Source organism: Heyndrickxia ginsengihumi, from assembly GCF_011008565.1.
Taxonomy (GTDB): domain Bacteria; phylum Bacillota; class Bacilli; order Bacillales; family Bacillaceae_C; genus Weizmannia; species Weizmannia ginsengihumi.
Map to the genome: position 1 here is coordinate 1 of NZ_JAAIWK010000044.1, position 20,342 is coordinate 20,342.

20 protein-coding genes, 1 tRNA gene, 1 rRNA gene, 1 other RNA gene and 1 other annotated feature are annotated in these 20,342 nt (G+C 36.3%); of the genes, 19 read left to right on the forward strand and 4 right to left on the reverse strand.

All coding sequences use genetic code 11. The features are described from left to right. Nucleotides 1–92, forward strand: a 5S ribosomal RNA gene (rrf, locus tag G4D61_RS17340); the annotation flags it as partial. A 75-nt stretch (nt 93–167) separates the two neighbouring features. On the opposite strand, the gene G4D61_RS17345 is transcribed toward rrf, so the two are convergent. Continuing rightward, nucleotides 168–1,124, reverse strand: a complete 957-nt coding sequence (locus G4D61_RS17345) for a YaaC family protein (RefSeq protein ID WP_025731356.1) — start codon at nt 1,122–1,124, stop codon at nt 168–170. A 117-nt stretch (nt 1,125–1,241) separates the two neighbouring features. Between G4D61_RS17345 and guaB the strand changes: the two genes are divergently transcribed. From guaB to G4D61_RS17400, 11 genes are all read left to right on the forward strand, one after another. Then, nucleotides 1,242–2,708, forward strand: a complete 1,467-nt coding sequence (guaB, locus tag G4D61_RS17350; protein ID WP_025731357.1) for an IMP dehydrogenase — start codon at nt 1,242–1,244, stop codon at nt 2,706–2,708. Nucleotides 2,709–2,900: 192 nt separating this feature from the next. Continuing rightward, nucleotides 2,901–4,238, forward strand: a complete 1,338-nt coding sequence (locus tag G4D61_RS17355; RefSeq protein ID WP_025731358.1) for a D-alanyl-D-alanine carboxypeptidase family protein — start codon at nt 2,901–2,903, stop codon at nt 4,236–4,238. Between the two features lie 291 nt (nt 4,239–4,529). Continuing rightward, the gene (pdxS, locus tag G4D61_RS17360) at nt 4,530–5,414 is read left to right on the forward strand and encodes a pyridoxal 5'-phosphate synthase lyase subunit PdxS (protein WP_025731359.1); all 885 of its coding nucleotides are present in this window, start codon (nt 4,530–4,532) and stop codon (nt 5,412–5,414) included. Nucleotides 5,415–5,426: 12 nt separating this feature from the next. After that, nucleotides 5,427–5,993: a pyridoxal 5'-phosphate synthase glutaminase subunit PdxT gene (gene pdxT / locus G4D61_RS17365; RefSeq protein WP_025731360.1), complete on the forward strand. Its 567-nt coding sequence runs from the start codon at nt 5,427–5,429 to the stop codon at nt 5,991–5,993. Nucleotides 5,994–6,063: 70 nt separating this feature from the next. Then, nucleotides 6,064–6,279 (forward strand) — a binding site (T-box leader). Nucleotides 6,280–6,434: 155 nt separating this feature from the next. Continuing rightward, complete coding sequence (gene serS / locus G4D61_RS17370; RefSeq protein WP_025731362.1) at nt 6,435–7,715, forward strand: serine--tRNA ligase; 1,281 nt, start codon at nt 6,435–6,437, stop codon at nt 7,713–7,715. 104 nt (nt 7,716–7,819) lie between these two features. Beyond that, nucleotides 7,820–7,912, forward strand: a tRNA-Ser gene (locus G4D61_RS17375). 312 nt (nt 7,913–8,224) lie between these two features. Next, on the forward strand, nt 8,225–9,007 hold the full coding sequence (locus G4D61_RS17380) for an ABC transporter permease (RefSeq protein ID WP_437177061.1): 783 nt from the start codon (nt 8,225–8,227) through the stop codon (nt 9,005–9,007). 32 nt (nt 9,008–9,039) lie between these two features. Continuing rightward, nucleotides 9,040–10,089 (forward strand): taurine ABC transporter substrate-binding protein, encoded by a 1,050-nt coding sequence (locus tag G4D61_RS17385; protein ID WP_025731364.1) that lies wholly within the window; start codon nt 9,040–9,042, stop codon nt 10,087–10,089. 22 nt (nt 10,090–10,111) lie between these two features. Continuing rightward, nucleotides 10,112–10,933, forward strand: coding sequence for an ABC transporter ATP-binding protein (locus G4D61_RS17390; RefSeq protein WP_025731365.1), 822 nt, complete (start codon nt 10,112–10,114; stop codon nt 10,931–10,933). Nucleotides 10,934–10,993: 60 nt separating this feature from the next. Continuing rightward, the gene (locus tag G4D61_RS17395) at nt 10,994–11,365 is read left to right on the forward strand and encodes a DMT family transporter (RefSeq protein ID WP_025731366.1); all 372 of its coding nucleotides are present in this window, start codon (nt 10,994–10,996) and stop codon (nt 11,363–11,365) included. A 196-nt stretch (nt 11,366–11,561) separates the two neighbouring features. Continuing rightward, nucleotides 11,562–12,467, forward strand: a complete 906-nt coding sequence (locus G4D61_RS17400) for a TauD/TfdA dioxygenase family protein (protein WP_163174577.1) — start codon at nt 11,562–11,564, stop codon at nt 12,465–12,467. 94 nt (nt 12,468–12,561) lie between these two features. Here the strand turns inward: G4D61_RS17400 and G4D61_RS17405 are convergent, their stop codons facing one another. The 3 genes from G4D61_RS17405 to G4D61_RS17415 all read right to left on the reverse strand — a co-directional run bounded on the left by G4D61_RS17405 (nt 12,562) and on the right by G4D61_RS17415 (nt 15,533). Then, entirely contained in the window at nt 12,562–13,236 is a 675-nt protein-coding gene (locus G4D61_RS17405; protein WP_025731368.1) for a deoxynucleoside kinase, read from the reverse strand. Next, entirely contained in the window at nt 13,220–13,873 is a 654-nt protein-coding gene (locus tag G4D61_RS17410) for a deoxynucleoside kinase (RefSeq protein ID WP_163174579.1), read from the reverse strand. The genes G4D61_RS17405 and G4D61_RS17410 overlap by 17 nt, the downstream gene beginning before the upstream one ends. 373 nt (nt 13,874–14,246) lie before the next feature. After that, complete coding sequence (locus tag G4D61_RS17415) at nt 14,247–15,533, reverse strand: glycoside hydrolase family 18 protein (RefSeq protein WP_025731370.1); 1,287 nt, start codon at nt 15,531–15,533, stop codon at nt 14,247–14,249. Between the two features lie 136 nt (nt 15,534–15,669). Between G4D61_RS17415 and tadA the strand changes: the two genes are divergently transcribed. From tadA to G4D61_RS17450, 7 genes are all read left to right on the forward strand, one after another. Further along, on the forward strand, nt 15,670–16,179 hold the full coding sequence (tadA, locus tag G4D61_RS17420) for a tRNA adenosine(34) deaminase TadA (RefSeq protein ID WP_163174581.1): 510 nt from the start codon (nt 15,670–15,672) through the stop codon (nt 16,177–16,179). An 89-nt stretch (nt 16,180–16,268) separates the two neighbouring features. Next, an RNA gene (gene ffs, locus G4D61_RS17425) (signal recognition particle sRNA large type) lies at nt 16,269–16,533 on the forward strand. 249 nt (nt 16,534–16,782) lie between these two features. Continuing rightward, complete coding sequence (gene dnaX / locus G4D61_RS17430; protein WP_035355797.1) at nt 16,783–18,480, forward strand: DNA polymerase III subunit gamma/tau; 1,698 nt, start codon at nt 16,783–16,785, stop codon at nt 18,478–18,480. 16 nt (nt 18,481–18,496) lie between these two features. Then, the gene (locus G4D61_RS17435; protein ID WP_025731373.1) at nt 18,497–18,814 is read left to right on the forward strand and encodes a YbaB/EbfC family nucleoid-associated protein; all 318 of its coding nucleotides are present in this window, start codon (nt 18,497–18,499) and stop codon (nt 18,812–18,814) included. 13 nt (nt 18,815–18,827) lie between these two features. Then, on the forward strand, nt 18,828–19,424 hold the full coding sequence (gene recR, locus G4D61_RS17440; protein ID WP_025731374.1) for a recombination mediator RecR: 597 nt from the start codon (nt 18,828–18,830) through the stop codon (nt 19,422–19,424). Nucleotides 19,425–19,442: 18 nt separating this feature from the next. After that, nucleotides 19,443–19,661 (forward strand): YaaL family protein, encoded by a 219-nt coding sequence (locus tag G4D61_RS17445; protein WP_025731375.1) that lies wholly within the window; start codon nt 19,443–19,445, stop codon nt 19,659–19,661. Between the two features lie 88 nt (nt 19,662–19,749). After that, nucleotides 19,750–20,016 carry a pro-sigmaK processing inhibitor BofA family protein gene (locus tag G4D61_RS17450; RefSeq protein WP_025731376.1) on the forward strand — a complete coding sequence of 89 codons (267 nt, stop codon included), beginning with the start codon at nt 19,750–19,752 and terminating at the stop codon, nt 20,014–20,016. Nucleotides 20,017–20,342 lie beyond the last annotated feature (326 nt).

A 20,342-nucleotide genomic window follows, 5' to 3' on the forward strand; every position in this document is an offset into this window, starting at 1 on the left:
ACACCCGTTCCCATCCCGAACACGGAAGTTAAGCTTCTCAGCGCCGATGGTAGTTGGGGGTTTCCCCCTGTGAGAGTAGGACGTTGCCGGGCAAAATGAAAACCACAGAGATTTCTCTGTGGTTTTTTTGTCACTATGATAGAAATAAACTTAATGATTAAGAAACTTTAACATTCATTGTGAATTTTTGCATTTAGAAATTCAAAACAGATGTAGGGGGCTTTGTTCATCGTCTGTTCAATAAAGCTTTGAATAATGGGATAATCATAGGTTTGTCTAGTTTTTAATAATTCTGCCCACCATTCTGTTTCATAGCGAGCAATCATGCTCAAATTGTAGAGTAATAAGTAATGAATAATAAGTTCAGGCAGAAACATTTCCTTGCTCAACTTATTCGGCAAACAATACTGATTATTGTATAGATGGAATCGGAATGGTAACGGTAAATTTTTTTTTGAAGTAAAATGAATACAATCTTTTGAAGACTGTACTTCCTCAATAATCCCGGAACTTTTTTGATTTATGTAATTTGCAAATCTTTCGGCAGTCATATGGTAATGGTCCAATATAGAAATTGGCAAAGTGAATTGACCATTTTTTTGATCTAGAAAAAGAAATGGGTCTATATGATCTAGATAAGAAAAACAATCATTTAATTCCGGCAGCTGTTTCAACAAGTGAATCATTAAAAATTTTTCACCTTCTAAATAGTTAAGTTGAAACATTTTATTTGCAAAATGAGTGCATAAACCTAATTTTTGAATTTTTACCTCATCATGTAAAAATTGAAAATTTTGCTTTTTTCTTTTGCGGGAAGAGACACCGTGCGCCATCACTGAGGTTGTTTCAGGATAAGACGGATCCACGGTTAAAAGGCAGGCTTTAATCAAATGAATCAGTCCATAAAACATCAGTACAGGCTGAATGGCAAGAGGTGATTTTTTAGATTGATTGTAGTAGATTTCAGCATGCTCTAAATAATACATAAATGTGTAGCTATTTTCATAGCTCTTTACATCCAAATCATTAAATTGCAATTGACTATAACATTTTTTTAAAAAATTTTGAGTGTAATCTGCAGACTGGAAAAAAGTAAACGTTTTCCAGATGTTTTTTTCACACAACTTTATCTTCCTTTCAATTAACAGAATAGTTTTAAATTTAGCCGTTATCTTGACAGTATTTTAACCAATTGTTAACCTTCTAATTAATATTTTTATCTACTTAGGAGGGGTTATGAAGTGTGGGAGACAAAATTTGCTAAAGAGGGATTAACTTTTGACGATGTTTTATTAGTACCAGCTAAATCTGAGATCTTACCGAAAGATGTAGAGACAAAGGTGACACTTACGGATCAATTAAAATTGAATATACCGATTATAAGTGCGGGAATGGACACTGTTACAGAGGCTGAAATGGCAATCTCAATGGCAAGACAAGGCGGACTTGGAATTATTCATAAAAATATGAGCATTGAGCAGCAGGCTGAACAAGTAGATAAAGTTAAACGTTCAGAAAGTGGTGTTATTACAAATCCATTCTTTTTAACTCCTGAACACCAAGTGTTTGCAGCTGAACACTTGATGAGTAAATATCGTATTTCGGGTGTACCAATTGTAAATAATCAAGAAGAACAAAAATTGGTCGGTATTATTACGAATCGTGACTTACGGTTTGTTGAAGACTTTTCTATCCAAATATCAGAAGTTATGACGAAAGAAAATCTCGTTACTGCTCCAGTAGGAACAACGTTAAAAGATGCTGAACAGTTACTTCATCGTTATAAAATTGAAAAGCTACCATTAGTTGATCAAAATGGTGTATTAAAAGGACTTATCACGATAAAAGATATCGAAAAAGTGATCGAATTTCCGAATGCAGCAAAAGATGCACAAGGCCGTTTATTAGTTGGTGCGGCTGTAGGTGTGACGAAGGATAGTCTCCGACGTGTGGAACTGCTCGTAGAAGCGGGAGTAGATGTAATTGTAATTGATACGGCTCATGGCCATTCTAAAGGCGTTCTCGATATGGTTGCTACGATTAGAAAGGCTTATCCATCATTGAATATAATCGCAGGCAATGTAGCCACTGCAGAAGGTACTAGAGCACTTATAGAAGCAGGTGCAGATATTGTAAAAGTCGGAATTGGTCCTGGTTCTATTTGTACAACCCGTGTAGTTGCTGGAGTAGGTGTTCCGCAAATTACTGCTATTTATGATTGTGCAACAGAGGCGCGTAAGCATGGGAAAGCAATTATTGCAGATGGTGGTATAAAGTATTCAGGAGATATGGTGAAAGCTCTTGCTGCTGGTGGACATGCTGTAATGTTAGGCAGTTTATTGGCAGGAACAGCAGAAAGCCCAGGAGAAACTGAAATCTATCAAGGAAGACAATATAAAGTATACCGTGGCATGGGGTCTATTTCAGCGATGGAAAACGGATCAAAAGATCGCTATTTCCAGGAGGATGCCAAAAAATTTGTTCCAGAAGGTATAGAAGGTAGAGTTCCTTATAAAGGATCAATTGGAGATGTCATTTATCAATTAATTGGTGGTCTACGCTCTGGTATGGGATATTGCGGTACAAAAGATTTAACTTCGCTTCGTGAGGAAGCACAATTTATAAGAATGACAGGTGCAGGCTTGAGAGAAAGCCATCCTCATGATATTCAAATCACAAAAGAAGCACCAAATTATTCATTATCTTAAATGTTGATATTTTAAATATATAACTTTTCAGGTTTATTTACAGAAAATACATTTTGATGACAGGGGATTTTATTGACTATAAAAACTCCTGTCATTTTTTGTGATTTTTTACGGTCTTAATTCGTCTACTCATGAGGTTTCAACTATGTTAAAATAACGAAAGTGTATACATAATATGATGGAGGGTTCACAGTGAAAAAGAGGTTACAAACATTCATAGTTTGCCTTTTAACAATTTTAATTGTTGCAGGCGTTACTCAAGTACCAAATAAAGCTTACGCACAAGATGACTTAAATGTACAAGCAAATGCTGCTATACTCGTTGATGCCGATTCAGGGAAAATTTTATATGAGAAAAATGCAGATAAGGCACTAGGCATTGCTTCAATGAGCAAAATGTTAACAGAGTATATTTTGTTAAAAGCAATTAAAGAGCATAAAGTGTCATGGGATCAAAAGGTTACAGTTGATAATTATGTTTATAAAGTTTCACAAAGACGCGATCTTTCAAATGTTCCTTTAAGAAAAGGAGCACAATATACAATAAAAGAGTTATATCAAGCAATGGCAATCTATTCAGCGAATGCAGCAACAATAGCAATTGCTGAAACACTTGCAGGCTCAGAAACAAATTATTTAAAAATGATGAACAAGCAAGCTAAAGAATTAGGATTAACTGACTATAAATTCGTAAACGCCACTGGGTTAAATAATAGAGATTTAGATGGCATGCAGCCAAAAGGCACATCTCCAACTGCGGAAAACGAAATGTCTGCTAGATCTGTTGCTAAGTTAGCATATCATTTAGTTACAGATTTTCCAGATTCATTAAAGACGACTAGTATTCCAAAATTAAAATTTAGAGCTGGTACGGACGACGAAATTGATATGCAGAACTGGAACTGGATGCTACCTTCATTAGTTTATGGAGAAAAGGGCGTAGATGGACTTAAAACGGGTACAACTGATTTCGCAGGCTACTGCTTTACTGGAACGGCAAAAAGAAATGGAATGCGGATTATTACCGTTGTTATGAATGCAAAAGGCTCTGATGGTGATGGATATAAGGCACGTTTTACAGAGACGAAAAAAATGATGGATTATGCATTTAATAACTACTCTCTTAAAACAATTTATGCAAAAAATAGTGCCGTTAAAAATCATAAAACAATTCCGGTAGAAAATGGGAAAGATAAAACAGCAAATATTGTAACTAATTCTCCATTAAAACTCCCTGTAAAAAATGGCGAGGAAAATATGTACAAGCCAGTATTTACGCTTGATAAAACAAAATTAAATAAAGATGGGAAACTTGTTGCCCCGGCGAAAAAAGGGACAGCAGTTGGAACTTTATCTGTTCAATATAAAAACGGAACGGATTATGGCTATCTTTATGGAAAGAAATCATCAGGAGTAAAATTAGTCACAAAAGATGAAGTGGAAAAGGCTAATTGGTTTGTCCGGATGATGAGAGGAATCGGTGGTTTATTTAGTAATATGTGGAATTCAACTGTAGGTAGTTGGTTCTAATTGATGAATAAAAGCAGGATGAAGAATAAAGCTATATTCTTATCCTGCTTTTTTAGCAATTGTAATAAAATAAATAGTTAGCTGGTTTTTATTCGGATTTCATGTTTAAAATGTCCATAGTAAATTAAGTCACAAACTTCTAGTTAAATCGACTTTATTATGAATAATTCCCCTTTTTTAGTGAAAATTATAATGAACTTTGCCTTGACAAGCTTTCGTTTTTAGTGTTTATTTAAAGTTAAATACATATTGAAAGATAATTTCTAATTTTTTATAAAGGAGTTTAATAACATTATGAAAACTGGAACAGATTTAGTAAAACGTGGGATGGCTGAAATGCAAAAAGGCGGCGTTATTATGGACGTTGTCAATGCAGAGCAGGCGAAACTTGCTGAGGAAGCAGGAGCAGTTGCTGTAATGGCATTAGAAAGAGTCCCTTCAGATATTCGTAAAGCTGGAGGAGTAGCAAGAATGGCTGATCCTCGTATTGTCGAAGAGGTTATGAATGCAGTTAGTATTCCAGTTATGGCAAAAGCAAGAATTGGACATATTGTCGAAGCACGTGTTTTAGAAGCGATGGGTGTCGACTATATTGATGAAAGTGAAGTATTAACACCGGCTGATGAAGAATTCCATCTAAATAAAAAAGAGTATACTGTTCCATTTGTATGTGGTTGTCGTGATCTTGGTGAAGCTGCTCGCCGTATTGGAGAAGGTGCTTCCATGCTTAGAACAAAAGGTGAACCAGGAACAGGAAATATTGTCGAAGCAGTAAGACATATGCGTAAAGTAAATGCACAAGTTAGAAAAGTTGTAAATATGAGCGAAGATGAACTTATGACAGAAGCAAAACAACTTGGAGCACCTTATGAATTGTTGTTAGAAATTAAAAGACTAGGTCGTTTGCCAGTTGTTAATTTCGCTGCAGGTGGTGTTGCAACACCAGCTGATGCTGCTTTAATGATGCAATTAGGAGCAGATGGTGTATTTGTAGGTTCCGGTATTTTTAAATCTGAAAACCCTGCGAAATTTGCAAAAGCAATTGTAGAAGCAACAACACATTTTCAAGATTATAAATTGATTGCTGAATTATCAAAAGATCTAGGAGTAGCAATGAAAGGTCTTGAAATCTCTACATTGCCTGCAGATATGAGAATGCAAGAACGCGGTTGGTAAGGAGAGATTTACATGACAAAGAAAATCGGTGTATTAGGTTTGCAAGGAGCTGTTCGAGAACATATTCAGGCGATCGAAGCGTGTGGCGCTGAAGGGATTGTTCTTAAAAAGAAGGAGCAACTTAAGGAAATTGATGGTTTAATTCTACCTGGTGGAGAAAGTACCACAATGCGGCGGTTAATTGATACATATGATTTTCTTGACGAGCTAAAGGATTTTGCAGCAAGCGGTAAGCCTATATTTGGGACATGTGCCGGATTGATTTTATTAGCAAAAAATATTGTTGGTCAAGATGTGGCCCATATTGGTGCAATGGATATTACGGTTGAACGGAATTCTTTCGGAAGACAGAGAGAAAGTTTTGAAGAGAGTGTCCGTATAGACGGCATAGCAGAAGATTTCCCGGCCGTCTTTATTAGAGCGCCGCATATTGTCGAAACAGGTAAAGAAGTGAAAGTACTAGCTGAATGCAGAGGTAGAATTGTTGCTGTACAACAAGGCAATATATTAGGCTGTTCTTTCCATCCTGAGTTGACGGATGATACACGTTTAGTTGAATACTTTTTAAACCTTATTTAAGTTAAACAGATACGATGTATAACATCTTGCAAATTGGATAAAATTGTAGTACATTATGTTTAATTAAAAGGTGAAAGCAATGAGAGGAACTAGTAGCGAGTAATTCTTCTAAAGAGAGTCGATGGTTGGTGTGAATCGATGGAGAGGACTTGTGAATCCATCCTTGAGTAGAGTGCTGAAACAGAGTGAAGTAGGTACTTTCGGGACTAATCCCGTTATCAATGTAAAGTGGAAAACACTATGTTTTCAATTTGGGTGGCAACGCGGGTCAACTCTCGTCCCTTTTTTAGGGCGGGAGTTTTTTTATGGTATTAAAATATGAAATACAGGTGCTAACTAATAAATATCTTTACATTAAAGCGGGAAAGGGAAATGGTTGTCGCCTATTATTCCTACTAAGATCTTTTCAATTTCAGTTTATAGTAAAGGAGATATCATAACATGCTTGATATTAAATATTTACGAGCAAATTTTCAAGAAGTAAAAGAGAAAATGAAACATCGAGGTGAGGATTTAACTGACTTCGAAAAATTTGAGGGGCTTGATAAAAAGCGCCGTGAGCTTATAAAGGAAACGGAAGAACTCAAAAGTAAAAGAAACGAAGTAACTGAACAAGTTGCCTCTTTAAAACGCGAAAAAAAGGATGCTACACATTTAATTGAGGAAATGCGTAAAGTTGGTGATAAGATTAAGCAGCTGGATGGGGAACTACGCGAAGTAGAAGAAGAATTGCAGGCTTTAATGCTATCTATTCCAAATATTCCTCATGAAAGTGTTCCTGTAGGTGAAAGCGAAGATGATAATGTTGAGATTAGACAATGGGGAGAGGTACGTGAATTTGGTTTTGAGCCAAAACCCCATTGGGATATTGCAACGAATTTAGATATTCTTGACTTTGAACGCGCAGCTAAAGTTACAGGCAGTCGTTTTGTATTTTATAAAGGGCTTGGCGCCCGTTTAGAACGTGCCCTTTTTAACTTTATGCTTGACTTGCATGTTGAAGAACATGGATATGAAGAAATTATTCCGCCTTATATGGTAAATCGTGCCAGCATGACTGGGACTGGACAATTACCTAAGTTTGAAGAAGATGCCTTTTTAGTAAATGAAAAAGATTATTTCTTAATTCCTACCGCAGAAGTACCTGTAACGAATCTACACAGAGATGAAATTTTAAATGGAGCAGAGCTGCCAATTAGCTATGCAGCATTTAGTGCATGTTTTCGTTCTGAGGCGGGGTCAGCTGGCCGCGATACAAGGGGATTAATTCGTCAACATCAATTTAATAAAGTTGAACTTGTAAAATTTGTTAAACCAGAAGATTCTTATGCAGAACTTGAAAAATTAACTGGCCATGCTGAAAAAGTACTGCAGCTGTTAAAATTACCTTATCGTGTTCTTAGCATGTGTACTGCAGATCTTGGTTTTACTGCTGCAAAAAAATATGACATTGAAGTATGGATTCCGAGCTATAATACTTACCGTGAAATCTCATCTTGTAGTAATTTTGAAGCATTTCAAGCACGCAGAGCAAATATCCGCTTCCGCAGAGAGGCGAACGCAAAGCCTGAGCATGTACACACATTAAATGGATCAGGATTGGCAATTGGCAGAACTGTAGCGGCAATACTTGAAAATTATCAACAAGAAGATGGCAGTGTAATTATTCCAGAAGTTTTACGTCCATATATGAGAAATGTAGCTGTGATTAAACCAGACTGACAGTAAAAAGAGAGGTTTGTCCTCTCTTTTTACTAACTTTAATTTATTTGGAAAATAGTGTTGACTTCTTAAAAATGTTGTTTTATAATAATAAATGTCGGAACGGAGGAATACCCAAGTCTGGCTGAAGGGATCGGTCTTGAAAACCGACAGGCGGGTTACACCGCGCGGGGGTTCGAATCCCTCTTCCTCCGCCATTTTTTATATCAAACAACGCGCATAAAATATTGGAGATACAAAAACCTGCTATAAATATAGCGGGTTTTTTTGAGTTTTTTTTATTTTCATTGAATACAAAAATTCATTGAAATTTTCTGCTATTTTCATTAAAAAACGCATTGACATTGGAAAAAGATATTGATAGAATCTTTAACAAATAATAAATATTCAGGAATAATCCGACCAGAAAACTGGAGGCTCCTTTAGATTTCATTATCATGAGATCTAAAGGGGCCTTTTTCATTCCATGAATGATAAAAAAAGGGGGATGTGAAGTGGATAAACGGCTCATACAAAAAAAGAAACTATCTACCGTAGGGATCTCGATTGTGAGTGTTGCTCTACTATTAATCATCTGGACTTTGAGTACTAACTTGAAATGGGTGGACCCGATTTTTCTGCCAACTCCCCAATCGGTTTGGGATGCATTCTTAGATTTAGTGAATGAGGGGTATAAAGGTACGTCATTAAGCGCTAACATTTTAAGTAGTTTATATCGACTATTCTTCTCATTGGTTTTAGCCTTTTTTACTGCAATCCCACTTGGAATTTTGTGCGGCTCATCAAAATATTTACTTGCCATTTTTGATCCTATTATTGAATTTTATAGGCCGCTTCCTCCGTTAGCTTATTATGCATTACTTGTTCTATGGATGGGGATTGATGACAAATCAAAAATAGCATTATTATTTTTGAGTGCTTTTGCTCCACTATTTATTGCAACTGTATCTAGTGTTCAGAAGGTTCCACGTGATCGCATAAATGGTGCATTAACTTTAGGAGCCTCAAAATGGAAGATTTTGATATATGTTGTTTTGCCATCTGCTTTTCCGGATATTGTAACAGGCCTTCGAACATCGATTGGTGTTACTTATTCTACATTGGTTGCAGCAGAGATGGTGGCTGCTACTTCGGGAATCGGCTGGATGGTATTAGACGCCAGTAAGTATTTACGTAGTGATATTGTTTTTGTGGGGATTATTCTCATGGGACTTATTGCCATTCTCCTTGATGGGGTCATTAGATTATATCAACATTTTCAATTCTCCTGGGTTGGAAAACAAGATTCATAATAGATATCAATATATGTTGGGGGACAGTATGCATGAATTTACAAAGAAAACAAAATTGGTTGTGGTTGTTTATATTGCTTATGATTTTTAGCTTAATAACAGGCTGCTCTAGTCAAAATACATTAGGAAAGCAAAAAGACTTAGAAACAACTGATAAAGAACCAAAGGAAATTAGATTGGGATATCAAGTTTCGCCAAATGGTGAGTTGTTAGCGAAAGCGTTAGGTCTGTTAGAGAAGAAATATCCTAATATAAAAATTAGCTGGATTAAGTTTGATTCAGGAAGAGATGTTAACAATGCAATGGCAAGTGGAAGTATTGATTTTGGTTTGGTTGGCACTCCCCCGGGTTCAATAGGAATTGCGGATAAATTGCCTTATAAAATATATTATCTCCACGATATTATCGGTGAAAGTGAAGCATTGGTAGCAAAAAAAGGCTCTGGTATTAAATCATTAAAAGATTTAAAGGGAAAGAAAGTAGCTACTACTTTTAGTTCTACATCTCATTATAGTTTGCTAAAGGCTTTAGAAGAAGAAAAAATTGATCCTAAAAAGGAAGGGATAACAATCCTTGATATGCAGGCTCCAGATATTGATGCTGCTTGGAAGAGAAATGATATTGATGCTGCTTATATTTGGCAGCCGATACAGACGCAGTTGTTACAAGACGGCGGTAAGCGGATTATTTCTTCAAAGGATTTAGCGAAAAAAGGAATTATAACAGGGGAATTTGGAGTTGTAAACAAGAATTTTGCAAAGAAGTACCCTGGAATTGTTAAAGGTTATATCTCTGTATTGGATAAAGCTGTCCATTATTATCATAAACAGCCTAAAAAATCAGCTAATGTTCTCTCTAAGGAATTAGGTCTATCACCTGAGAAAAGCTTAACAACGATGAAACAAATTATATGGTTAGATGCTTCCCAACAAACAAAATATTTTGGGTCTCCAGGACATCCTGGAAAATTAGCTCACATATTAAAAGATACTGCGAATTTTATGGCTGCACAAAAGGATATAAAATCCGCTCCAAATTTGGATACTTATCAGCAGGCATTATTAAGTAATCTTTATAAATAAAATTGTAATGAGGGGGAGCGATATGACCTTAAGTATTTCGAATAAAAGCCAAGCGGAGGCTGTAAATCGCCCTGTTATCATAGATATTAAGGATTTAAGCTTGCGTTATTCAAGTCAGGATTTGAACGTGCTAGATTATATTGATCTTCAATTATACGAAAAGGATTTTGTATGTGTATTAGGGCCATCTGGTTGTGGTAAATCCTCGCTTCTTAATGTAATAGCTGGGTTCCAGAAACAATCAACGGGAGAAGTTATGATGAATGGAAAAACACGTAAGAAACCGAATGCAGATATAGGGGTAGTATTTCAGCATCACAACCTGTTTCCGTGGCTGTCAATTGAGAAAAACGTTGCATTCGGTTTGAAAATGAAAGGTGTACCGAAGAAAGCAAGAAAGCAGACAGTTTCTTACTATTTGGAGCTAGTCGGGTTAAGTGCTGCTGCTAAAAAGCTTCCATATCAGGTTTCTGGGGGTATGAAACAAAGGGCAGCTATTGCAAGAACACTTATTACAGATCCTAAAGTTATATTAATGGATGAACCATTTAGTGCCCTGGATGCTATTACTCGTGTATCGATGCAAAATCATCTTCTTGAGATTTGGAGAAAAACAAAAAAATGTATTTTCTTCATTACTCATGATGTTGAGGAAGCCTTATTATTAGGGACACGAATTGTAGTCATGCAATCAAATCCAGGTAGGGTTATAGTTGATATGCAAAATCCGCTTATAAGACAAAATAAACCAATAGAGAGCATCAAGCGTGAAAAGGAATTTAATAAATGGAGCGATTACTTATTATCCTGTATCAGTGATACAGAGTCAGAAATAGAAGCATGATTCTAATCTTGTTTTAAGTCTAATAGAGTTTTTTAACAAGTGAAGAAGGGAGGAAAGTAGATGAACTGGATTTTACTATTATTAGGAATTTTATCAGAAGTGGTAGGTACAACTTCTATGAAAATGTCTTTTGGATTTACGAAATTGATTCCTTCAATCTCCATATTCATGTTTTACGGATTAAGTCTTATCTTCGTAACATTAGCACTTAAACGCATTGACGTGAGTATTGCTTATTCTATATGGTCTGGTCTAGGTACGGCTATTATTGCAATTGTTTCAATGGTGTTTTTTAAGGAAGCAATATCTTTAGTTAAGATCTTGTCTATACTCATGATTATTGCCGGTGTTATAGGCTTGAATATAAGTGAAGGAATGCATGGAAAAGAATTTTCTCCATCAAACATCTCAGTTGGAAAAGGAGCTAATTAAAAAACTGATCTAAATTTCATTAATAGATAAATGGAAACAGACTCCTGATTCTAATTTAGAACTATAAAGTGCCGATCAGTCAACTGAAGGCTAGAACACTCTTTTAACTGTGTTCTCATCCTTATTTATCAAGTCAGCGCTTTTATTGTATTAATTAGTCAAACAATGAAGATCTATTTTTCGAAGGAGGAGTAATATGAGTAATTTCACAAATACTAGTTTGCAAGTACAGCCGGTAGCAGCTCGGATCGGTGCTGAAGTTAGAGGAATAAAACTATCGGCAGATCTAAACACTTCAGAAGTTTCAGCGATACGCCAAGCTTTGCTGAAATATAAGGTTTTATTTTTCCGTAATCAGCATCATCTCGATGATCACGGCCAAGAGGAATTTTCAAGGTTATTCGGTAACCTATACAATCATCCAACTGTACCTAATAAAAACGGCACAAATATATTGGAGCTTGATTCTACTCATGGAAGTAGGGCAGATGCATGGCACACTGATTTAACATTTGTTGATGCTTATCCTCAAGTTTCGGTTCTTCGTTCCGTTGTTATCCCTGAAGTTGGAGGTGATACAGTTTGGGCAAATACTGCAACTGCTTATGAAAGTCTCCCTAAGGCATTGCGTAATCTTGTTGATCAACTATGGGCACTACATACGAATGATTATGATTATGCGGCGTATCACACAAATGCTTCATCTGAGGATTATCAATATTACAATGATTTGTTTACATCGACGATTTATGAAACTAAGCATCCAGTTGTACGAGTGCATCCAGAGACAGGGGAGAGGACATTAGTGCTGGGGCAGTTCGTAAAAAGGATTTTAGACTTATCTTTGTCGGATTCCAATCAGCTCATCTCCATTCTCCAAGACCATATTACTAAACTAGAAAACACTGTACGTTGGCGTTGGAAAGTTGGTGATGTTGTCATTTGGGATAATAGAGCGACACAACATTATGCGGTAAATGATTATGGTGATCAAACTCGCGTGGTACGCCGAGTTACTTTAGCTGGTGATATTCCAATTAGTGTTGATGGTAAACGTAGTGTTACTCAAAGAAAATTCAAAACTATTCCAGAGAAAGTTTAATCGTTTTTCAGTAATAGTTTTTTCTAACTCTGTTCTTATAAAAAAGGCCAGACACCACATCTAAATTAGCAAAGATGAGGGTCTGACCCTTTTCTTATCTAAATTTCTTTGCAGCTGCGGTCTGCGCTAGCATGTAACCAATTCTTTCGATAATTGGTTCAATTGATTCCTCGTTTTCCATCAAATCGTATTCATGAATATTCAAGCGTAAAACAGGACAAGTATTAAAAGCATTGATCCATTGCTCATAACGTTTATGCATTTCAATCCAATAGTCTATTGGAGTATTTTGCTCCATAGGACGTCCGCGTCTTTGAATTCGTTCAATGACATCTTCTATCGAACCTTCTAAATAAATTAATAAATCAGGATGTGGGAAATAAGGCGTCATCACCATAGCATCAAATAGACTTTTATAAGTTTGAAAATCTACTTCCGACATATTCCCCTTTTCATAATGCATTTGTGCAAAAATTCCTGTATCTTCATAAATCGAGCGATCTTGAATAAATCCGCCACCATATTCAAAAATTCGTTTTTGTTCTTTGAATCTCTCTGCTAAAAAATAGACTTGTAAATGGAAGCTCCATCTTTTAAAGTCAGCATAAAATTGATCTAAATATGGATTTGTATCGACCTTTTCAAAAGAAGTACGGAAACCTAATGCATTTGCGAGCGATGTTGTTAAAGTTGATTTCCCTACTCCAACAGTTCCAGCAATTGTAATCACTGTATGGCTTGGAATATTGTATTTATTGCGAAGTTCCATTTGAAAATACTCCTTTTTGTAATGTTTGATCAAGTTTCTGAAAAATATCATGTAAATCTTGCTTGTTTTTTACAAAATCTAATTGATCGCCATTAAACTGAAGTACTGGAATATTTGGATGAGTTTGCTCAAATTGTTCCATAAACAATTCGTAGTCAGCTGAGAGTTGTTGTAAATACTCTTCACTCATATTCTTCTCAAATTCCCTACCTCTTTTAGCGATCCGCTGTAATAGAGTCTCAAGGCTGGCATGTAAATAAATAACCAAGCTAGGTTGAGGCATATCAGACGTTAAAATATTATAAATTTGGAGATATTTACGATATTCTTGTTCTTGTAAATTTCTTTTTGCAAAAATGATGTTTTTAAAGATATGATAGTCTGAAACAACGGGGAGTTGGTGTTGTAAATAGTCTCTATTAATATCTTCTAATTGCTTATAGCGGTTGCACAGAAAAAACATCTCTGTCTGAAAACTCCATTCCTCAATATTCTTATAGAATTTACCGAGGAAAGGATTCTCGTCGACAATTTCCTTTAATAAATGAAATTGGAATTGTTGGGAGATGGCTTTAGCTAATGAGGTTTTCCCTATTCCAATAGGACCCTCTACCGCAATAAATGGTAATTTCTCCATCTATGGCCCTCCTATATAGACACAGCAGTCAGCAATATATGGTGAAAGCTAAAGGCTGTCCATTTCTTAAACACTAGATGTTATTTTAGCATAGATTAGATGGAGTTGAATATATGGAGATACAGGGAAGATTTTGAAATTCGGTGAAATGCATACATTTAAAAGACTTATAGATAAAAAGGGGCTGGGACAAAAGAGTATTAACTAAAAAACCAAAAATATTGCGTTCCAATCCAACTTTGGAATTATACTTTGCTTTCCGCGAGCGGCTGGTGAGCCTCCCGCAGGAGTCTACGTATATTTCCGGATCTAATTTGTGCAATGTTCGTCTTTAGTCAACCACTTTTGATTGTGCCCAGCATCTAATAATTATTTATTTTTTTACAACTTCAAAATTATTTGCAATTAGTAGCCAATTTTGTGGGAATGAGAGTCCGAGCTTCCAATAACTCATACCTCTAAGCCCAAGACTTTTCAGTAAATCAAATTTAGCTTGGATTGAGCGCGCATCTTCAAACCATACTTTGTGTTGGCGGTTGTTTTCATCAGTATAATCGATATGTGGTGCTTGGGATTGCTGATCATAATGTATTGGAACCCCATATTTAACGGCTAGTCTTATTGCCTGTTGGGGACTGATCGCCTTAGCGGTATCTTTTCCAGGTGTGAAGGGGAGTGTCCAATCATAGCCGTATAAGTTTTGCCCCATTAGTATTTTGTTTGCGGGTATTTTTGTGATTGCGTAGTTTAGAACATCATGGACAGGTCCAATAGGAGATACAGCCATCGGTGGTCCGCCACTAAATCCCCACTCATAAGTCATAATAACCACAAAATCAACGATCTCTCCATGTGCTGCATAGTCATGTGCTTCATACCATTGCCCTTTTTGTTCATCGCTCGTTTTTGGCGCTAAAGCAGTTGAAATGAACCAATTATGTTGTCTAAAACGATTTTTGGCTTTACGTAAAAATGCAGTGTATGCTTCTCTGTCACTTGCGAATAAATGTTCAAAATCAAAATGAATATCACGAAAACCGTAAGACTGCGCTGTTGATACAATATTATTTAAAAATGTATTTTGAACTTCTTCATTTGTTAATAAAATATGACCTAGATCTGCACTAAATTGTCCATTTTCTTGATTATCAATTACCATTACAAGTATATTGTTATAAGATTGGGCTATTGTACGCAGATTTCCTAGTGGAGGTGCTTCAAGTGTTCCGTCGCGTTTAGCTCTAAAGGCGAAAGGCGATAAATATGTCAAATAAGGAGCTGCTCTCTGTGCACTGTTTTCAAGAGCTGAAGAGAGGGTGCCTCCGGATGGTTCGACATATGCGTTGAATTCAGCATTTGGTCTTGGTCTTTCTGGAATATAAAGGCGCAGGCCTACCTGTAATGGCTGATTGGCTGATAGAGCATTTATGCGTGCTAATTCTTGATAGGACATTTGGAATCGTTGAGCTACACTCCATAAGCTATCTCCTGGTTGGATCCAGTAAAATTGACCGACAATGGGTATGACAATGGCTTGCCCAACCACTAATTGGTTTGGATTCGGCAATTCATTTGCTCTGATGATTTCCTGAATAGGAGCACTATATCTTTGGGAAATCTGTGCCAATGTTTCGTTGTTTTGAACAACATGGATTTGCAAATCCTTCTCCTCCTATCTAAACAATCACTATGCTATTAACAAATTATGTTTGATAAACATGAGAAATGTTATTTTTTTAATAGGGATTGATTAATCTTTTTAATCCGTTTGAAAAAACGTTATAAGGAGTTTTTTGATGGAAAATATAGATGAATATTATATGGAACTCGCTATTCGTGAAGCAAGAAAGGCAATGGAACAAGAAGAGGTTCCGATTGGAGCTGTTATTGTACTTGATCATAAAGTAATATCTTCTGCACATAATCTTCGGGAAATAACGCAGAAGGCAACAACACATGCTGAATTGCTAGCAATTGAGAAAGCGTGTGAAGAAATTGGATCTTGGAGATTAGAAAATTCCACTTTATATGTAACATTGGAACCTTGCCCGATGTGCAGCGGAGCTATCCTTCTATCTAGAATTAAGCGTGTTGTGTATGGTGCTAAAGATCCGAAAGCGGGATGCGCAGGTACATTGATGAATCTACTGCAAGATTCTCGGTTTAATCATCAAAGTGAAGTTGAAAACGGTGTTTTAGAAGATGAGTGCGGTGAATTGTTACGAACCTTTTTTAGAAATCTACGACAAAAGAAGAAAGCGCAAAAGACTGAGATGATGGGAAATGGATTAAATACCATCAATTGACAGAACGAATACGTTGATTTTTATTTAAAGGACGGTTATACTAAATTATGCGTTAGTAATTAGCGCATTTAATATTGGTATCAACTTTGCCGCGCTAGGTGGGGAGGTAGCGGTGCCCTGTACTCGCAATCCGCTCTAGCGAGACTGAACTCCTTTCTGAGGCTAACTGTTTGTAGGGCCTGCCTTAAGTAAGTGGTGTTGACGCCTGGGTCCTGCGCAATGGAAATCCATGAACCATGTCAGGTCCGGAAGGAAGCAGCATTAAGTGGATCTTTCCATGTGCCGCAGGGCAGCCTGGGTCGAGCTAACTGCTTAAGTAACGCCTATGAAGGTTAGTCGAAGAAAGGTGCGCGGCAGTTATATTACATATATAAATCAACTCATCCTTTTCGGGTGAGTTTTTTTATTAGGAAGCATGTTAATAAAGGGTAAATAGATTATGTAAATGATGTAAATTTAAAACATACTGCGATATAATAGAGTAAAGAAACCATCAAAAAGTGATGGGCTTTTTTGTTTTTATTTAATAAAATGATAAACTTTTCTTATCTAGATATAATCAATTATTGGTATTTACTATTATACATGGGGAGGTGAATATGAATGAGCTATCAAGCTTTATATCGAGTATGGAGACCTCAGACATTCGCTGATGTTGTCGGGCAAGAACATGTCACAAAAACTTTGCAAAATGCACTATTGCAGCAAAAAATTTCCCATGCCTATCTTTTCTCTGGCCCTAGAGGAACCGGAAAAACGAGTGCAGCTAAAATTTTTGCAAAAACGGTAAACTGTGAGAAATCACCAGTAGGGGAACCGTGCAATGAATGTAATGCTTGTCGAGGAATAATGGATGGCACGATACCCGATGTTATTGAAATTGATGCGGCTTCAAATACAGGGGTTGACGATATTCGGGATATTCGGGATAAAGTTAAATTTGCCCCGAGTGTTGTAAAATATAAGGTTTATATTATTGACGAAGTTCATATGCTATCTATTGGAGCCTTTAATGCCTTATTGAAGACTTTGGAGGAGCCTCCAAAACATGTTATTTTCATATTAGCAACTACAGAGCCACATAAAATACCATTGACAATTATCTCCCGATGTCAACGTTTTGACTTTAAGCGCATCACTGCCCTAGATATTACACAACGTCTAAAATATGTAGCAAATGAGTCGGGGATTGAATATGATGAACAAGCGCTAAATGTGATTGCTCATGCTGCAGAAGGTGGAATGCGTGATGCACTGAGTTTGCTTGACCAAGCTGTTTCATTTAGTGAGGGTAAAATCAGAATAGAAGATGCACTGACCGTCACTGGCTCGATCTCACAAAGTTATTTCAATCAGCTTGCTAAGGCTATATATAAAAAGGATATTGCACATGCACTTGAGGTCCTTGGGGAACTATTGCAGCAAGGGAAGGATGCATCTCGCCTTGTTGAAGATTTTATACTTTACTATCGAGATATGCTACTTTATAAGGCAGCACCGCAACTTGAAGAAGCTGTTGAGAAAGTAATGGTTGATGAAGATTTCCAACAATTAAGCGGGGAAATTTCATCAGATCAATTGTATGAATATATCGAGGTATTGAATAAAACACAGCAGGAGATGCGATTTTCAAATCTTGCTCGTATTTATTTAGAAGTTGCCTTTATAAAATTGTGTGAGGTAAAAAAGCCTGTACAAGTAAAGGATCAGAATGTAGAATCGTTGACTGCTAAGATCGAAGCTTTAGAAAAGGAAATACAAGTCCTTAAAACAAGTGGCGTTCAAGTACACGAACAGCACATGACACCAAAGGCAAGTCATCCCCCTAAAAAAACTTCACATTCTACAAAAGGTTTTAAAGTACAGGAAGGGCGAATTCATGATATATTAAAAGAAGCAACAAAAGAAGATTTAAATTTGATTAGAAGCCGTTGGAAAGATATGATTGAGACATTAAATAGCAGGCAAATGAGATCTCAAGCAGCTTTATTAAATGAGGCTGAACCAGTAGCGGCATCAACAACATCTTTTGTGATTAAGTTTAAATATGAAATTCACTGTCAGATGGCAATGGACAATCAAAAGTTTTTACAGGCCATAACATCAATTTTAAGTGAAGTTACAGGCGTTGGTTATCAGCCAGTAGGAGTGCCAGAAAGTCAGTGGAATACTATTCGTGAACATTTCATCCAGCATAGGAATGAAAATGAAGATGAAGAAGCAAATGAGCAAACAGATGACCCGCTAATTTCTGAAGCGATGAAACTTGTGGGCTCTGATTTAATTGAAATTAAAGACTAATATTGGAGGGTTTTACATGCGCGGAATGGGAAATATGCAAAATATGATGAAACAAATGCAAAAAATGCAGAAAAAAATGATGGAAGCACAAGAAGAACTCGGGGAAAAGAGAATTGAAGGAACAGCTGGTGGCGGAATGGTTACTGTTGTTGTTTCAGGGCATAAGCAAGTGGTTGAGGTAAATATTAAAGAAGAAGTTGTAGATCCAGAGGATATTGAAATGCTACAAGATTTAGTCCTTGCTGCAACTAATGATGCATTGAAAAAAGTTGATGAATTATCTAACCAAACAATGGGGCAGTTTACAAAGGGCTTAAATATACCAGGATTTTAAAGGTGGATAAATAATGCAATATCCAGAACCAATATCAAAATTAATCGATAGTTTTATGAAGTTGCCAGGAATTGGGCCAAAGACAGCGGCTCGACTGGCGTTTTTTGTTCTCGATATGAAGGAAGATACAGTACTAGATTTTGCAAAGGCACTTATTAATGCTAAACGGGATCTTGGATATTGTTCTGTCTGTGGACATATTACTGACCAAGATCCTTGCTACATATGTGCAGATCAACGCCGAGATCGAAGTATTATTTGTGTAGTACAGGAACCGAAAGATGTTATTGCTATGGAAAAAATGAGGGAGTTCAATGGACTCTATCATGTGTTACATGGAGCAATTTCTCCTATGGATGGAATTGGTCCAGAGGATATTCGCGTTCCCGATCTACTGAAACGACTCCAAGATGAAACCGTACAAGAAGTTATTCTTGCAACAAACCCGAATATTGAAGGTGAAGCAACAGCGATGTATATTTCTCGTTTGCTTAAGCCATCAGGCATTAAAGTTACTAGAATTGCTCATGGATTACCAGTTGGTGGAGATTTAGAATATGCTGATGAAGTAACCCTATCAAAAGCATTAGAAGGAAGAAGAGAACTCTAAACATAAGAGGTGAATAATATGTTTAGTAAAAAACATAAACTTCGCCAAGAATACAACGAGAAGTTGCTAGCTCTAGTGACAGAAATGAAAAATTCTTGGGTCAGACAAAGTAATTTTCAGGAATTAAGTTTTGAATTTAACGAAGAACTTTATTATCAGACAAAAATTGCTCAAGCAAAATATATCTTTCTTTTCCGTGAAGTAAAGCGCCGGAACATTTATATTCAAAAAAAATAAAAGAATCCTCAATATTTATCTATATGTTCTTTTTTGGACAACATCTTCATAGAATGATGATACGTAGAGACTTATTGGGGTGGTAAAATTGAATTCAACTATTATCATTGTTGGGGTAATTAGTTTAATGATTCTTATTTTGTTAACGGCTTCTATCAGTAGACCAATTCGTTGGATCGGACAATTATTTGTAAAATTTATTATTGGGGCCATTATTCTCTTCTTTTTAAACCAATTTGGTGGAAGATATGGATTACATGTTCCAATCAATGTAGCGACTACGGCAGTTTCAGGGATACTAGGAATACCAGGAATTGTAGGACTCGCTGTCATACAAACTTGGATATTATCTTAACATGATAAGGGTGTTCATAGATGAAAGGAATCATACATTTCCTGGATCTTGGACACTCTTTTTTTATATTTTATGATTTATAAAAAAGACTATTGACTTGGGATAATAATGGTGATAATATATTAAAGGTCGTCAGATAAAAGCTGCTGATGATAATTTTTAAAAATATTTGACTCACTATTAACAATGTGATATAATATGAAAGTCGTCGCTAAGATGGCTAAAATATTGATCTTTGAAAACTGAACAAAACGAAACGTCAATTTTTTTATGAGCTTATATCAAACATCTTTTTGGAGAGTTTGATCCTGGCTCAGGACGAACGC

Bases quoted from the DNA above. Each gene is read 5' to 3' on its own strand.
- pdxT (WP_025731360.1), top strand. From the start codon at position 5,427: ATGACAAAGAAAATCGGTGTATTAGGTTTGCAAGGAGCTGTTCGAGAA.
- serS (WP_025731362.1), top strand. From the start codon at position 6,435: ATGCTTGATATTAAATATTTACGAGCAAATTTTCAAGAAGTAAAAGAG.
- G4D61_RS17385 (WP_025731364.1), top strand. From the start codon at position 9,040: ATGAATTTACAAAGAAAACAAAATTGGTTGTGGTTGTTTATATTGCTT.
- G4D61_RS17390 (WP_025731365.1), top strand. From the start codon at position 10,112: ATGACCTTAAGTATTTCGAATAAAAGCCAAGCGGAGGCTGTAAATCGC.
- G4D61_RS17395 (WP_025731366.1), top strand. From the start codon at position 10,994: ATGAACTGGATTTTACTATTATTAGGAATTTTATCAGAAGTGGTAGGT.
- G4D61_RS17400 (WP_163174577.1), top strand. From the start codon at position 11,562: ATGAGTAATTTCACAAATACTAGTTTGCAAGTACAGCCGGTAGCAGCT.
- G4D61_RS17405 (WP_025731368.1), bottom strand. From the start codon at position 13,236: ATGGAACTTCGCAATAAATACAATATTCCAAGCCATACAGTGATTACA.
- G4D61_RS17410 (WP_163174579.1), bottom strand. From the start codon at position 13,873: ATGGAGAAATTACCATTTATTGCGGTAGAGGGTCCTATTGGAATAGGG.
- tadA (WP_163174581.1), top strand. From the start codon at position 15,670: ATGGAAAATATAGATGAATATTATATGGAACTCGCTATTCGTGAAGCA.
- dnaX (WP_035355797.1), top strand. From the start codon at position 16,783: ATGAGCTATCAAGCTTTATATCGAGTATGGAGACCTCAGACATTCGCT.
- G4D61_RS17435 (WP_025731373.1), top strand. From the start codon at position 18,497: ATGCGCGGAATGGGAAATATGCAAAATATGATGAAACAAATGCAAAAA.
- recR (WP_025731374.1), top strand. From the start codon at position 18,828: ATGCAATATCCAGAACCAATATCAAAATTAATCGATAGTTTTATGAAG.
- G4D61_RS17445 (WP_025731375.1), top strand. From the start codon at position 19,443: ATGTTTAGTAAAAAACATAAACTTCGCCAAGAATACAACGAGAAGTTG.